Here is a 16,512-nt window from a genome sequence, read left to right as displayed (position 1 = left end):
GTTTCTGGGGTGGGGAACTCTTTTAGAGTTCCCCACTTTTTTATTTTTTTAAAATTATTATATCTTAAAAGTTTAATATTATATAAATTTTTATATAATATTAATAATTTCATGTATTTTGTTCTAAATGTTTGGTTAATTTCTGCCATTATATGCAGACTATAAACATAAAAGGAGTGGTAATATGAAACTGAAAATTCCTAGTAAAATTATTGCACCATTTAGATACTTTTTTAAACATGAAGCTTCTAGTGGTATAATCTTATTAATTTGTGCTATTCTTGCCATAATTATTGCAAATTCCAACCTTGCATTACCTTATGACCATTTACTCCATAGTTATATAACTATCGGATATAAAGAATTTTCACTATCAATGTCAGTTCTTCATTGGATTAATGATGGACTAATGGTTATATTTTTCTTTGTAGTTGGTATGGAGATAAAACGAGAATTGGTTGTTGGAGAACTTAAATCTGTAAAAAAAACCATACTACCTATTGCTTCTGCTATTGGGGGTATGATTTTACCAGCTATTATTTACGCAATATTCAATTATAAAGAGCCAACTATTTCAGGTTGGGGTGTTCCTATGGCTACTGATATTGCCTTTGCCTTAGGAATACTATCTTTAGTAGGCAGTAAAAGAGCACCTAAAGGAATTGTTGTGTTCCTTACAGCTTTAGCAATAGTTGATGATTTAGGAGCTATCCTTGTAATTGCTATATTTTATACTAGTGAAATTTCCTGGATTGCTCTGTTAGTAGCTTTAGTAGTTCTAGCAGCTCTAATAGTAATAAATAAATTAAAAGTTAAATATTCTGTTATTTTTATTATTTTAGGCATTTTACTGTGGCTTAGTCTTTTAAAATCTGGTGTACACGCAACTATTGCTGGAGTATTACTTGGACTAACAATACCTGTTGGTCAAGACTATAAAGAATTTAAAAATTCAATGTTATATAAGCTTGAACATGCTTTAGTACCTTGGTCTGCCTTTGTAATTATGCCAATATTTGCTCTAGCAAATTCAGGCGTAACTATTGACTTTAGCAATTTTTTAACGATGATTTTATCACCTGTTAGTCTAGGAATTATATCTGGTCTCTTTATAGGCAAGCAATTAGGAATATTTATAACAGCTTACTTATTAATACGATTTAAAATAGCTGCACTTCCTTCTCAAGTAACACTAAAGCATATATATGGTGCAAGTTTACTTGGTGGTATTGGGTTTACAATGTCATTATTTGTTGCGTCTTTATCTTTTGAGGGAGGAGCACTGCTGTCTGTAGCAAAAATTAGCATAATATCTGCCTCAGTTTTATCAGCAATAGCAGGTATTTTAGTTTTCAAGTCTATAAAACTTGAAAACGAGAAATGTGTTGAAGTTTATGAAAACAATTAAAGGTGGTTCCATTGTTTATTATGCAAAACTAATTTAGTACTGCTATAAAACATAAATAAAAAAACCTCTTATGTGTAATCTTATCTAAAATCATCAAAACATAAGAGGTTTTTTTATTTATTAAATTTCTCTAAATCTAGTTTATCCATTCGACTACCAGACCTATGACTTCCACTTCTACAAAATGTAGCTTTTACAGTTACTGAAACAACCAAAATAGCCGAGAGTATCATTATAAACAGGATATACTTTTTTTCCATTGCATAATTCCCGTTACTATTTTACTTCCCCTTTTTCAAAGCATCTTCAATAGCTTTTAAATAAGCTTTACTTGTTACTGTAGCTCCTGAAACAACATCCACATCGGTATTTTGTTTTTTAACTACTTTGTTGAACAGCTCATCCGACACACCTGACTTTGGGATGGTAACATCCTTAACCATATCAATTTTAGAAATTTTATTGTCTTTAATTGTTACCATCAGCTCATTGGACCATCTTCCAGATTCATATTTTCCATCATAAGTTCCATCACTAAGCTGCCTTAGGTCTACATTATTAATTACCTGTTGCCTTCCTGCTTCAATTCCTCGGGTTAAAAAGAATATTCCGCTCACGCCAAATAATATGATAACAATAATAATAGATAGTACAATTTTTAAGAATAATCTCATTTCACGCACCCTCCGTGATTTTTTATAATATTTAATGATTTAGACATTGTTCATCTGCTGTGCAAATCCATCAATATTTTTCTCTAAAATCATGCACATATCTTTTTTCACATCCATTGCAGAAAGACTTGTATCGTTCTTTGCTACCGTCTTTGACACTATCTTGGTTATAGTCTTTTCTATAAAGCTCATATCACTAAACCTCATCTCACCACCAAAGTTTTCTTTAGCAGCAGCACTATCTAAAAGCTCCTGATGAAAAGAATTGTTTAACTGCACCTCAGCGTCATTTTTGAACATGCAGCATATAAATAGACCCAATTTTTTATTTTTCAACTCATTGAGATTTTGTAAGCAAAATGTACTTACTTCCTTTTGAATTTTTCCTACATAAATAGAGCCTCCAATGATTACTCTATGGTATTTAGTGAGATCTGGGGATTCTCCTACTTTTAAATTGTGAAGATCAATTTTCCCTGTTAGCTTCTTTGAAAGTATAGAAGCACACTTTTCTGTTGTACCATGCTTGGTAGCATAAATTATTAATGTATTCATTTTCATACCTCCAATAATCAATTTAATAATTTTCAATTTCCTTAATTTTTTTAAACAGCTTGTTAAAACCTCTGAATAATATATCAGTTTCCTCTTCGCTGAAATCTATAAATAGATTTCTGATGAATTCATCATCCTTATTCTGACGTTTTTCCCAGAATAACTGACTTTTCTCCGTTAACTTAAGCCTAGTAGCCCTAGCATCCTGTTCATCCTTTTCCATAGTTAAAAAATCTTTTTCCTTAAGCTTCAGGGTAAGCTGCTTCACATTCTGACGAGAGCTACCCATAAGTTCCGCCACCTTACTGAGAGTAGGAGGGTTGTCACCGAACTGTAAAATCATCACTGTCAAAAACCATTGTTTTATAGTCATATCATCCTCGCTAAGATACTGATCTCCTATAACCTGCAGTTTATTTGCAAGGAGAAACAAATTACCAAATATATATTTTTGCTTACTTATAATATCCATAACCTATATGCCTCCATATGGTGCTTTTCTGTTATATACGTAATATATTACTTATATAAGTAATATATTACGTATATCATTCTATGTCAAGAGTTTTAGATAGATTTTTCAAATTATAACTAAAAACCTCACTTGCTGGGAGCACATTGACTACCCCCCTCCACATTCCGTAGGGGGGTAGTGCTATGTAAATCAAGTATGGTATATCCTAAGATTGATCTATATGGAATAAGCTTTCTCTCTAATTTTAAACTGTGTGCATAATGTATCAGCAGCTAATATTGCAGCATAAACATCTTCTGGAACAACTCTAAATGGCATATTAATCATAGAATTTCCCTCTGCACAAGAGGCTATTGCAACTTTCATTATATTTTCTTCTTTTACAGCTTTTATCCCCATATCTTCTAACGTTGTTGGGAGCCCTACGCTTAAACAGAAACTTATTACTTCTTCTATTTCTTCCATTGGGCTGTTTTCAAGAACTAATTGAACTATTGTTGCAAAAGCCACTTTTTCTCCATGATACATGTGATTCATTTCTTGAAGCACAGTAAATCCATTATGAATAGCGTGTGCTGCAGCTAATCCACCACTTTCAAAACCAATTCCACTTAAATAGATATTAGCTTCAACTATATTTTCAAGAGCTTTAGTAGTAACTCCTCTTTCAGCAGAAATTTTTGCTTTTACTCCATCTTCTAAAAGAACATTATAACAAAGTTCTGCAAGGGCTATAGCTGCTTTCGTTGTTTGGTAACCAGCCACAGTTTTTCCATTAGCTCTAACACATGCTCTTGCTTCAAAGTAAGTTGAAAGTGCATCCCCCATGCCAGCAGCTAAGAATCTTGCTGGTGCTTTTGCAATTATGTCTGTATCAACTATAACTACATTAGGGTTTTGTGAAAGCACAAGATATTCACTAAATACCCCTTTTTCTGTATATATAGCTGAAAGTGAACTACATGGGGCATCTGTTGAGGCTATAGTTGGTACTATAACAACTGGCATTTTAGCATAGTAAGCTGCTGCTTTAGCTATGTCTAAAGTTTTTCCTCCACCTATACCAACTATAACATTACAGTTATTTCTGTTTGCAAGTTCTACCAACCTATCAATTTCAGCTCTTGAACATTCACTATTAAACTTTTCAAAAACTACTTCAAGGTTACTTCCTTTAACCCCTTGTCCGATTTTTTCTATTGCTTCATTAAAAAACCAAGCATCTGATATAACGAAAAAAGAATCCCCTAGTTTGTCAATATGTTCTTTAAAATTTGTTAACACACCTGAACCCTGTACATATTTACTTGGTGAAATAATAGCTCTTATCATTTTTTACCCTCCTTGTATAGATAAGCATGCCCGAAATTCAATTTATACTCCGGAATATATTACCATGTTTCGTCACGTTAAATATTTTTAATTAGTCTAAAGCTCAAATTTGAGAAAAAACTAAGAACTTTGATAAACTCGTACCTCAAACATATCTAAAGTTCTAAGATTTTTCTCAAATTTTCGCTAAGACTAATAAAAAAATATTTAAATGCGACTTCAACATTAGTAATATATCCCTACGTATAAATTGAATTTAAGCTGTGGGTATCTATATAGATCTGGAACTTTTAAATTTAATTTATGTAACATAGGATATTACTAGATTGTGCCACATTTAAATAGTTTATTAGAAAGCCTTGGCCTCAAATTAGTAGAAAAGCTTAGCACTTTGATACTGTTTGAGCCTGAGCGAGTTTATCAAAGTTCTTAGTTTTTCTGCTAATTTGAGGCTTAGACTTTCTTAAACTATTTATCAGTGGCATAATCTAGTAATATCCTATGTGGAATAAATTAAATTTAAAAGTTCCGTACCTATAATAAACCATTGCTCATTTGTCTATTTTTATTGAATTGTGTTCTTGCTGCTGTTGATACATAAGATACTTCCTAAAAAGTGCATCAATTAAGATAAAATACATTGAAAAAGTTTCAAAATTCAAACCATTGCTCAAACTCATACCTGAAGTCGTTACATATAAATTATGGGGTGTCATTCTTGAAAGGGGGTTATCGCTTAGTCTTGTAATAGAAATACAATCAATGCCCTTTATGGATATTTCATTTATACAGCTATAGAAAGAGGTTATATTGCCAGATAAAGAAATAATTATGACAACATCACGTTCTGTTATACTAGAGGTTATGACTTCAAAGTCACGATATCCTTCAATGACATGAAAATATTTATGTGCAACCAAGAAGATGCGCTTTAATTCTCGAGCAATAGCAGTTTGCGCCGTACCTGTACCATACACAAAAACTCTTTCAGCATCATATAATAACTTGCAAATATTAGTAAAATCTTTTTCTTTAATAAGTTTTATGGTTTCATTTAAATCTGTATATAATTTTTCAACGGAATCCTTTTCATCTTTACTATTTTCCTTTTCTTGCAACTTTAAATGTACTCGAAATTCACTATAACCTTTAAACCCTAACTTTTGTGTAAAGCGAAGAATTGTTGTTCTAGACACATTACATTTTTTGGCAAGTTCATTAATCCCCAAATTGTAACATTCTTCCTTGTTATTCAAAATATACTTTAGAATATACAAATCATTTTCATTTAATTTTTCATAATTATTGTTAACCAATTCTTCTAATCTCACAATACATTCACCCCTCTGTTATATACATTATATCAAAATAATATATTAAATAACAAATTAGCTGATGTAAATAAAATAAAAAGTACAAGATATCATTAGATATCTTGTACTTTTTTCTATTAAACAATGTGAGTGAATATTATTTTAATTCTGGCCAATAAGCTTTATTAGCTTCAATTAAATCATCTAAAATATTCTTAGCAACGGATGCACTAGGTACTGTTTTAGAAAGTGTAATAGCTTGCCATAACTTTTGGTAAGACTTTTCTGCCCATGCCTCAACTACTAATTTTTCTACTGATACTTGCTGTTCCATTAATCCCTTTTGGAATTGTGGAATTTTACCTATTACTAGTGGTTCTGGACCATTACTGCCAAGAATACAAGGTATTTCAACCATAGCTGTAGGATCAAAGTTTTCAATAGCACCGTTATTTTCTACAATTAATAACATTCTTTCCTTTGTGTTGTATGCTATAGCTCTTGCAAGATCAACTATATATGAAGCATGCTCATCTATATGTAATTCACATCCTTCTGTAGATTGTTTTTCAATAACCTTTCTACATTCTCCAAATACAAACTTTTCTCTTCCATCCATTACTTCATTTGCTCTTGTATATTCTTTATTAGAATGCTTAACAACATAATCTTGGAATAAATAATATTTTAAATAAGTATTAGGTAATGTATCTGGATCAACTGCATATACATCTTTTGCTTTAGCAAAGGTATCATTCCAGCTTGCTTCGGTATGTTGGCTATCTCCATTAGTAACTACATAACCATGCTTAGAAACGTGTTCTTTTATTTTTGGCATTAAATCGTTTCCTTCTTTATCACGTATGTCTGTCCACCAACCAAAGTGATTAAGTCCATAATAACGAACTGACATATCTTTTCTTGACTCTAATCCTAAAATTTCAGCCATACGTACTTCTATACCTATTGGCATATCGCATATGTTTAATATCTTTGAATTAGGTCTCAATTTTCTAGTAGCTTCTGCAACTATTGCTGCAGGATTAGAGTAATTTAGCATCCATGCATTTGGTGAATACTTTTCCATATAGTCAAGTATTTCAATAACTCCACCAATAGATCTCATTCCATAAGCCATTCCTCCTGGACCACAAGTTTCTTGTCCAAGTACATCATACTTTAGTGGAATTTTTTCATCTAATTCACGCATTGCATATTTACCTACTCTTATATGAGCCATAACAAAATCTATATCTGTAAAAGCTTCTTCTGGATCTACTGTTGCTAAAAATTCAATTTCTGGTGCTTTCTCTCTTAAAATAACCTCACATGCTCCAGCAACTATTTCTTGTCTTTCTTTATCATTGTCGTAGAATTTTAATTTTCTTATAGGAAACTTATCTAAGTTATCTAACAGCATTAATATTATTCCTGGTGTAAATGTACTTCCACCACCAGCTATAGTTACTGAGAATTTTTTCATAATTATTTCCTCCTTAAATTTAACCCTTTTATTTCATATCTGCCATTTGAACTAATAATTAGTTCAAATGGCGTTAATATTTATTTATACGTTTACTTTTATTGTCTATACGCTTACTTGTTGCCCAAGTAAACTTTCAAATTCCTCTCTTACTTGAGGAACAGATAGTCCAACAATAACCTGAATAGCTTTTCCGTTTCTTACTACGCCATGTGCACCAGCTGCACGGAATACTTTATCAGCCGCTAATTTAGTTTCATCTTTTACAGATACACGAAGACGAGTTGCACAGTTTGTAACATCTTGAATATTTTCACTTCCGCCTAATGCTTGTAAAAATTGCATAGCTTTACTACCTTGTTGTACTTCATTACTTTGTGTTGCTGTATCTCCTGCTTGTTTTGCCTTATAATCAGCCTTTGTATAAAGTTTTGTTTCTTCATCATCTTGTTCACGACCTGGTGTTGCAAAGTTGAATTTTAAAATTGCAAAACGGAATACAAAGAAATAAATTGCTGTAAAACATAAACCAATTACTACCTGTGTAATGTACGTACCTGAGTGATATTTAAATAGTGGAAGCCAGTTTTGTGCTAACCAATCAATTACACCACCACCAAAATTACCTGATACTCCAAATGCATACAGTGTCGCTGCTAGAGTTCCTGCTAAGAATGCATGTATACCAAATAAAACTGGTGCTATGAATAAGAAAGTAAATTCTAATGGTTCTGTAATACCGGCTATAATTGCTGTTAGCGTAGCTGGAATAAGTAAACCTGCAACAACTTTCTTCTTTTCAGGTCTAGCAGTTGAATACATTGCTAATGCAATACCAGTACATCCGAAGACTTTAGATGATCCATGTAGTGCAAATCCACCAGCAGGGAACATTTCTTTTAATGAATGTGCAGAAGTTGCAAAACTAGACAAGTGTTGTGGCCAATATGCAGCTATACCGCCTTCTACTATAGCTGGTCCAAAAATAAATGGTCCATAAACAAAGTGATGTAATCCTGTTGGTATTAAAATACGTTCTAGAAAAGTATATACCCATACACCCAAAACACCAGATGAAGTTAAAAATCCTTGTAATGCTCCTATTCCACTTTGAACTTTTGGCCATAGAAGACATATTGCAAATGCAACGGGAATCATAACAAAGAATCCAACGATTACAACAAAGCATGAACCTTGAAAGATACCTAAGAAATCAGGTAGTTTTTTACTAAAGAATCTTTCATGAAGATAAACAACTATAGCTGCAATTAAAATTGATCCTATCATTCCTGTATCAAGTGTTTTAATACCTGCAATCATTGTTAATCCGCTTGTACCACCAACCTCAGCTTTGAAATTAACACCAAAACTAGGTCCCCATAAAGTAAGAATAGCACTTATAAAATAATTACATGTTAAATATGTTACTAAAGCTTCCAAGCACGCACGAGCTTGGGCTTTTTTTGCTAATGCTATTGGTAAGCCTACTACAAATAAAAGTGGCAATTGACGAAATACAGTCCATGAACCTTCTTGAATTATAAACCAAAACTTATACCATAACCCATTTGGATTAGCTATTGATCCCATAATATCTTGATTCATAAATAGAATTGATAATCCAACAGTCATACCAGCAAAACCAAATAATAATACTGGTACAAACATAGCAGCACCAAAACGCTGAATTTTTTGCATCATAAAACATCACCCCATTAATATATTTCCCCTTAATCAGGATATCGTTTATATTAAATATATAAAATTTTAAATATAACTACACGTAAATTTCTTATGAAACTTAAGCTTCTTCTGTAAAAATTCTTAGAAAGTACTTTCATTGACTTTATAATAACAAATTATAAAAACGATTACAATAGAATAAAACCAATCAGTGCTTAATAACTTCAGCTGTGATTTTTCACATTTTTAGGGAATTTTCACATATTAGTTTTTAACTCTTGACATTTTAGGATAAGCTTAAAAATAATATCACAAAGAGTTAAATTTAATTTGAGCCGGATTATCATTTAAGTTAAATATTTTATTGATATTTTTATTGAACTGCGTATAAAGAAAAAACACTATTAAATTTATTTAACTTCAATAAATTTGATAGTGTTTTTATTGTTAACTTTACATAGTTAAATCATCTTTTCTATAATCTTTATAATCATTTGAACTCTATTAAATGGGGTCATAAAGTATATACCATCAACGTATGGTTTTATCTTATTCCCTATTTCTACTGCCATTTCTATTCCCACTTCTTCTGCTTCTTCTTTTGACATATCCTTATGAAATCTATTAATATAAATCTCAGGTATATGTACTCCTGGTAATTCATTATTTAGAAACTGAGCATTTCTATAGCTAACTATTGGAAGTATTCCCCCAAGTATCTTTACATTTTTCTTCTTTAAATTCTTTAAAAACTCAATAGTTTCCTCATCATAAATCGGTTGGGTAAGAAAGAAAGTTGCCCCATTCTCTGATTTTTTACACATCCTAGCTACTTCTGACTCTTTATTTAATACATTAAGATTTAAAGCTCCTCCTATACTTATACCATCCTCAACAAAAACTTCATTATTCATTTCAGATATTAAATCTATTAATTTGAAAGAATTTAAATTGAAAACACTTTTTGTTGCCATCCTATCCTCAGCTGGAACAGGATCTCCAGTAACAGCAAGTACATTTCTAATGCCTTCAATATGAGCAGCTAACAAGCCTGATCTTATTGCATTTACATTTTTATCTCTACAGCAAATATGTGGCATTGTATCTATTTCTATTTCTCGCTTAATCTTTGCAGCAATAGAAATAGAGTCTACTCTTACCTTAGACATAGGAGAATCTGCTATTGTAATTAAATCTATTCCATTTTCCTTACAAATCTTAGCTCCTTGAATAATTTTATCTATAGAAGTATCAAATGGAGGATCTAGTTCCACTGCAATAACAAATTCGTTTCTTAAAAGTTTATCCTGAAAAATATTGCTTTGTTTAATTACTGTTTCTTTTGTTATAAGCTTTACTTCTGAATCTGTAAAATCCTTATTATTATGGTTTAACAATCTCTTTGTTAACTCTTTTATATGATCAGGTGTTGTACCACAACAGCCTCCTAATATTTTCACGCCTAAATTTTTAATATCTATCATTTTTTCAGCGAAGTACTCTGGATTGTTAACATAAATAGTTCTTTCATTAATGAGTTCTGGATAACTAGCATTTGGCAGTACTGATATAATATCCTCTGAAATGTGAAGTTTTTTTAATGATTTATATAAATGAGCTGGCCCTGAACCACAGTTAAATCCATATATATTAACATTTTTAATTAATTTTACTTCCTCCACAATTCTATTAATACTAATACCATCTCTAGTAAATCCATCTGGCATAATTGCAAATTGAACTATAATAAAAGCATTATTATTTTTTTGCTTTATATAATCTGATATTTCTTCTAAATAGTTTAAATTACTAAAGGTTTCAAATAAAAATATGTGTCCTCCTGCTTCTATAAATGCATCAACAACAAACTTATATTCATCTAAAATATCAATACCATTTTTATCCGACATAGAATTACTTATGGGTCCTATACTTGCTGCAATAAAGATATCCTTTCCTTTGGTAGCCTCTTTTGCAATATTATACCCAGCATTTATCAACTCTTTAATTTTTTCTCGTGATATACCCAAATTTAAAGAGTTGGCAGAAAAGGTATTGGTTCTAATGAGTTTAGCACCTGCCTCTATATAGCTGATATGAATGTTTTTTATTATTTCTGGTTTTTCTATATTGGCAAATTCACAGTTAAATACGTTATCTCCTGTCAGTTCAGAGTAATATGTTCCCATTGCTCCATCCGTAATTAAAATGTTATTTTTCAAATAATCATATATCATTGGTTAACCCCCTAGTACATCTGATTTAGTTTTTTTACGTCCATTGTATTATTTATTATACTATTTTAACTTTTAAAATCCTAGTAATAGTATATTTTAATCTTCAATTCAACAAGTTTAAACAAAAACCACCTACATAAAGATGTATTTACATCTCAACATAGGTGGTTCTTGTATTTTGTTGTAGAAACTGAGCATCTGAAACAGAACTTCTAAGTATCTGTACACATACTAGTTTTAAATTTACTATATACTTTACAAATTATTATTTTGCTAATAATTCATCAACTAATGCTTTAACACTGTCTGTGCAACCACCGCAACCAGTACTAACTTGAGTAACATCCTGCACCTCTTCAAATGACTTAGCACCATTTTCAATTGCATCCTTTAAATCTTGTACAGTAACATTAATACATGCACATACTACTTCGTCGTTATCCATTTTATTATCTCCTTTTATTTTTCATTTTTTTAAATTATTACATGTGATTTATTTAAAAGCTTAAATGTTAATGATTCCTTAATAACTTCTAAACCATAATCACCAAAAACATTAATTCTATTAACATTAGTTTCACCATCAATCTTAATAGTATACGCTTCATATCCTTGCATTGTAATTTATTCATAATCCGTACCTACTATAGCTTCATCAAAATACGAAAACCCTTCACCAGTATACTTTGAAGATACCATATGTTTATGCAGAAGCTTCTGTAACAATAATTTATTTATTATTTAAAATCTCATTTGCTATGACCATTTGTCCTAATGATATTCCACCATCATTTGTGGGTACTAATTTATTTGTATAGACAATAAATTCTGATTCTCTTAACACTCTAGCTAAATTCTTTAGTATATATGAGTTCTGAAAAACTCCACCGCTTAACGCAACCTTATTAACTCCAGTAGCTTTTCTGATTATATTGCATAAATCTATAGTAAACATAATAATTGAGTTATGAAATTTAGCAGAAATAATATGTTGAGGAATGCCCATACGTCTATCCTCTATAATTCCACTAATAATATTGTGAGTTTGTATTATATGCTGATGTCCTTCAATAATATTGTAATTATAAAAATCAGAACAATTTGTACAGGCTATAGTCTCTAACTCTATGGCTCCTTGTCCCTCGTAAGTTACCACGTCTCTAAAACCTATTAAACTAGCTGCAGCATCAAAAAATCGTCCTATACTAGAGGTTTCAAAACAGTTAATATCTGCATCTATTACAGTCTTAAGGTTAACAGCTTTATTACCATATAATTCAAACAATAATTCTTTTAGTTTTTCGCTTGTACTGCATTCTAGATGTTCTGTTAACTTAAACATATTACAAATATAAGCTACGGCCATTCTCCAAGGTTCTTTAACAGTTATATCACCACCGGGCATTTTTACATAGTCTAGATGTCCAAGTCTTTTAAAATCCTTAGTATCACATAATAAAAACTCTCCACCCCACATTTTTCCGTCTATGCCATAGCCAGTTCCATCAAAGGCTACCCCTATAACTTTTCCATTTATATTATTTTCTGCAATACAGCTTACTATATGAGCATGATGATGTTGAACTTCAATTCTAGGTAAGTTTGAATCATAAGCATACTGGGTAGACATATAACCAGGGTGCATATCACAAGCTATATACTCTGGTTCAAAAGAAAATATCTTCTTAAAGTGTTCCATGTTATTTTTATAGTGTTCAATAGTTTCTATATTTTCTAAATCTCCATTATGTTGACTTAGAAGCAGAAAGTTCTCCTTTGCAATACAAAAGGTGTTTTTCATATTCGGGCCGCAAGCTAAGATTGGTTTTACATTACTTTGCTTTATTGGTTCAGGTGCATATCCTCTTGCTCTTCTTATAACATGTACTTCATTATCAATTACCTTTACCACTGAATCATCAACTGGTATGTAAATGTCTCTATTATGCATTAAGAAGTAATCTACTATATCTCCTAGTTTTTCTACTGCACTTTCATTCATATATTCTAAAGGTAGTCCATGAACATTAGCACTGGTCATAATAAGAATTTCTATATTACCTGAAAACAATAAGTGATGTAATGGTGTATTAGGAAGCATTACCCCTAATGTTTTTTGATGTGAAGCGATACTTTCAGGTAAATTATAACTATGAATTTTATCTAATAATACTATTGGTTTTCTTCGTCCACATAGTATGTTTTCTTCTTCATTATTTATATAACAATATTTTTTTACAGTTTCTATATCTTTCATCATCACAGCAAAGGGTTTATGTGGCCTTTTTTTCCTAACTCTAAGTAACTTTACTGCTTCTTCATTTGCTGCATCACAAACTAGATGAAAACCTGTCAATCCTTTAATAGCAAAGACTTTACCTTCCTTCAACTTCTCCTTAGCCCACTGAACTACATCCTCTACTTCTATGCTGTATCCTCTTGAATCTTCAATCCAAATATGTGGTCCACAGTCCTCACAGGCATTAGGCTGAGCATGAAACCTCCTATTTAAAGGATTAGTATATTCTTCATAACAATGGTCACACATTTTAAATTTGTTCATAGTAGTATTGTCTCTATCATAAGGAATAGATTTAATTATAGAAAATCTAGGACCACAATTCGTACAATTTGTAAAAGGATATTTATATCTTTTATTTAGTGAATCTGAAATATCCTTAATACAATCTTTACACACGGCCATGTCTGGAGAAACAAAAGTTATTTTTTCATCATTTCTCTCACTTTCCCTTATTTCAAAACAACTATAATTTATAAATTCTTTTTCTTCCACAGTTATGTTTTCAATTCTAGCTAAAGGAGGATGGTTATGCTTTAGAATATCTATAAAATCATACAACCTATTTTCCTTTCCCTCTATATCAATATGTACTCCCTCTGAATTATTATTAATCCATCCTTTTAGATTAAGGGAAACTGCATGATTATAAACAAAAGGCCTAAAACCTACCCCTTGTACAATTCCTTCTACCTTTAAAAATAATCTCTTCATAAATATTACCTGCCAACTCATAATATTTCTTAGTGTCAATTATTATGTTTTGATATAGTTATCTTACTTATAATATTTATCACTATAAATATTATTCCAACACCTATTACTGTAGAAATTAAGTATCCTGCATTTTGCGATAATCCCTTCACTCCATAGTCTGCAAACAAGGCATTATAAATAAATCCATCTTTCATTCCCTCAGGAATATATCCTATTAATCCTAGTAACTCTTCATTACTCCACTCTCCCCAGGCACTGCCACTAGCTAGAATACCTAAAGGTGATAGAACCATCATTGCTAAAATTAATATGTTCATATATTTCATGCTTAGCTTACGCTTTTGAAATTTGCTATTGTATATTATCTCAGGTGATAACTTTCTAATATACATGTATGCTCCCGAAGTAATAATACCTTCTAAAATGCCAATAAGAAGAATATGAGGTATTAGCATTGCTGGCACTGAAACCTGAATGGGATAAGGAGAATAAATAGGTAGTCCAGCAGCATTTTTAAATAATATGGGCTGAATTCCAAATTCAATGGCTGTTAATAACACTCCCATATTCATACCTACGTATGCACCTATAAAAGAAGCAATATATCCCCTTTTCTCACTTTCACTATTTCCTTTTATTAATTTAAAGATATAATAACCTGTAAAAGGCATAATAAATGCCATATTAAAAGTATTTACCCCAAGAGCTAATATACCTCCATCTCCAAAAAACAATGCTTGTATAACTAAAGCAACTGTAACGGATATTACTGCAGCATGTGGTCCTAAAAGAATGGCGATAAATGTAGCTCCTATTGCGTGACCTGTGGTTCCCCCTGGAATTGGAACATTAAATAACATAATAAGAAATGAAAAAGCTGAACATATACCTAGCAGAGGAAGCTTTCTTCTACTAAGCTCACTCTTTACAATAGCAACAGCTCTTCTCCAAACTGGAATCATGACTGCACCAATTGTAAGGCAGGTTGATGGACTTAAATAATTATCTGGAATATGCATGATTCTCCCTCCACTAAACAAATTTTTATACTAACATATTCTCGGCAATTGCTGCCCTGAAGACATATCAACTATTCTTGTTCCGCCAATAATAGTCTTTATATAAACCTTTTTAGCTCCTGATTCTATAACTTTACCAATTACAGAGGCATCACTTCCTAATGGATGCTCTTTCATTTTATCCAGTACAGCAGAAGCATATTGCTCTGGCACAAAACAACAAAGCTTTCCTTCATTAGCAATATATAGAGGATCTAGTCCTAAAAGCTCACATATCCCCCTAACCTCTTCTTTTATAGGAATACTGCTTTCCTGTAATTCAATTGAAACATTACTACCTTCAGCAATTTCATTTAAAACGGCTGCTACTCCACCTCTCGTAGCATCTCTAAGTACATGAACCTTAGGACAGATTTCAAGTATAGAGTCTACAAGAGAATTTAGGGCTGCACAGTCACTTTTTAACTCCCCTTCTATACCTATGCTATTTCTTTCACACATTATAACTGAACCATGATCACCTAAAGTACCATTAACTATTACTACATCACCAGCTTCAGCACCATTGGATTTTATATTTACATTTTCAGGTATAACACCTATTCCTGAGGTATTGATGAAAATTCCATCTACTCCACCCTTTTCCACTACTTTAGTATCACCTGCAACTATCTTTACCCCAGCTTCCCTTGCAGCCTCAGCCATGGATTTAACTATAATCTCAAGTTTGTCCTTTTCAAATCCTTCTTCTATTATGAAGGCACTAGTTAAGTATAGTGGCTTTGCTCCACTCATTGATAAATCATTAACTGTGCCACATACTGCAAGTTTTCCGATATCTCCACCATTAAAGAATATTGGGTTAACTACGAAAGAATCCGTAGTAAAGGCAATTTTACTTCCATCTATGTTAAGCTGAGCTGAATCATTCATTTCATTTATAATTTCATTGTTAAAGTATCTCAAAAATAAATCACTAATCAAGCTGTTGGTTTGCTTTCCTCCGCTTCCATGACTTAATAATATTTTATCATCCATGTTATTCCTCCACTATATTCATTATAATTGTTATATTTACAAATACGCAAAATTATTATTAATTTTTTACACAATAAACTACTAAACTTAATATTACATATATATAGTTACAATTCTTTAACAATTGCATTAATTATGATCCATCCACATAATTTATTCTGTACTATATATAGATACCCACAGCTTAAATTTAACTTATACATAGGGATATATTACCAATGTTGAAGTCACATTTAAATATTTTTTTATTAGTCTTAGCGAAAATTTGAGAAAAAATAT

Annotated in this window: 15 protein-coding genes and 1 other annotated feature (1 of these 16 only partly in view); of the genes, 1 reads left to right on the top strand and 14 read right to left on the bottom strand. The window is 31.4% G+C overall.

Features of this window, described 5'->3' with window-relative positions; all coding sequences use genetic code 11:
* Positions 1-19, top strand: a sequence feature (sodium ion sensor (DUF1646 type); this cis-regulatory element may regulate processes involved in with the transportation of sodium ions) (it extends 39 nt beyond the left edge of the window).
* Positions 20-184: 165 nt separating this feature from the next.
* A complete protein-coding gene (nhaA, locus tag HGI79_RS18010) occupies positions 185-1,408 on the top strand; it encodes a Na+/H+ antiporter NhaA (protein ID WP_185652070.1) in 1,224 nt (407 codons plus the stop codon).
* A 113-nt stretch (positions 1,409-1,521) separates the two neighbouring features.
* Here the strand turns inward: nhaA and HGI79_RS18005 are convergent, their stop codons facing one another.
* The 14 genes from HGI79_RS18005 to hypE form a co-directional block, all read right to left on the bottom strand.
* Positions 1,522-1,668 carry a hypothetical protein gene (locus HGI79_RS18005; RefSeq protein ID WP_185652069.1) on the bottom strand — a complete coding sequence of 49 codons (147 nt, stop codon included), beginning with the start codon at positions 1,666-1,668 and terminating at the stop codon, positions 1,522-1,524.
* Between the two features lie 21 nt (positions 1,669-1,689).
* Positions 1,690-2,082, bottom strand: a complete 393-nt coding sequence (locus HGI79_RS18000; protein ID WP_185652068.1) for an FMN-binding protein — start codon at positions 2,080-2,082, stop codon at positions 1,690-1,692.
* Between the two features lie 39 nt (positions 2,083-2,121).
* On the bottom strand, positions 2,122-2,637 hold the full coding sequence (locus tag HGI79_RS17995; protein WP_185652067.1) for a flavodoxin domain-containing protein: 516 nt from the start codon (positions 2,635-2,637) through the stop codon (positions 2,122-2,124).
* Between the two features lie 22 nt (positions 2,638-2,659).
* The gene (locus HGI79_RS17990; protein ID WP_185652066.1) at positions 2,660-3,109 is read right to left on the bottom strand and encodes a MarR family winged helix-turn-helix transcriptional regulator; all 450 of its coding nucleotides are present in this window, start codon (positions 3,107-3,109) and stop codon (positions 2,660-2,662) included.
* 219 nt (positions 3,110-3,328) lie between these two features.
* A complete protein-coding gene (locus HGI79_RS17985; RefSeq protein WP_185652065.1) occupies positions 3,329-4,444 on the bottom strand; it encodes a glycerol dehydrogenase in 1,116 nt (371 codons plus the stop codon).
* A gap of 551 nt (positions 4,445-4,995) precedes the next feature.
* Entirely contained in the window at positions 4,996-5,775 is a 780-nt protein-coding gene (locus tag HGI79_RS17980) for a MurR/RpiR family transcriptional regulator (RefSeq protein ID WP_185652064.1), read from the bottom strand.
* 139 nt (positions 5,776-5,914) lie between these two features.
* On the bottom strand, positions 5,915-7,240 hold the full coding sequence (locus HGI79_RS17975) for a 6-phospho-alpha-glucosidase (RefSeq protein WP_185652063.1): 1,326 nt from the start codon (positions 7,238-7,240) through the stop codon (positions 5,915-5,917).
* A gap of 105 nt (positions 7,241-7,345) precedes the next feature.
* Complete coding sequence (locus HGI79_RS17970; RefSeq protein WP_185652062.1) at positions 7,346-8,941, bottom strand: alpha-glucoside-specific PTS transporter subunit IIBC; 1,596 nt, start codon at positions 8,939-8,941, stop codon at positions 7,346-7,348.
* A 443-nt stretch (positions 8,942-9,384) separates the two neighbouring features.
* A complete protein-coding gene (locus tag HGI79_RS17965; RefSeq protein WP_185652061.1) occupies positions 9,385-11,160 on the bottom strand; it encodes a bifunctional homocysteine S-methyltransferase/methylenetetrahydrofolate reductase in 1,776 nt (591 codons plus the stop codon).
* A 265-nt stretch (positions 11,161-11,425) separates the two neighbouring features.
* Positions 11,426-11,605: a (2Fe-2S)-binding protein gene (locus tag HGI79_RS17960; RefSeq protein WP_185652060.1), complete on the bottom strand. Its 180-nt coding sequence runs from the start codon at positions 11,603-11,605 to the stop codon at positions 11,426-11,428.
* Between the two features lie 29 nt (positions 11,606-11,634).
* Positions 11,635-11,778, bottom strand: coding sequence for a hypothetical protein (locus HGI79_RS17955; protein ID WP_185652059.1), 144 nt, complete (start codon positions 11,776-11,778; stop codon positions 11,635-11,637).
* Positions 11,779-11,890: 112 nt separating this feature from the next.
* Positions 11,891-14,173 (bottom strand): carbamoyltransferase HypF, encoded by a 2,283-nt coding sequence (hypF, locus tag HGI79_RS17950; RefSeq protein WP_185652058.1) that lies wholly within the window; start codon positions 14,171-14,173, stop codon positions 11,891-11,893.
* 35 nt (positions 14,174-14,208) lie between these two features.
* The gene (gene cbiM / locus HGI79_RS17945; protein ID WP_185652057.1) at positions 14,209-15,195 is read right to left on the bottom strand and encodes a cobalt transporter CbiM; all 987 of its coding nucleotides are present in this window, start codon (positions 15,193-15,195) and stop codon (positions 14,209-14,211) included.
* A 30-nt stretch (positions 15,196-15,225) separates the two neighbouring features.
* Positions 15,226-16,233 carry a hydrogenase expression/formation protein HypE gene (gene hypE, locus HGI79_RS17940; protein WP_185652056.1) on the bottom strand — a complete coding sequence of 336 codons (1,008 nt, stop codon included), beginning with the start codon at positions 16,231-16,233 and terminating at the stop codon, positions 15,226-15,228.
* Positions 16,234-16,512: the final 279 nt, after the last annotated feature.

It is taken from the genome of Clostridium sp. DJ247 (assembly GCF_014231265.1).
The sequence above is the reverse complement of the archived record's forward strand: the minus strand, read 5'-3'. Positions and strand labels throughout refer to the sequence as shown.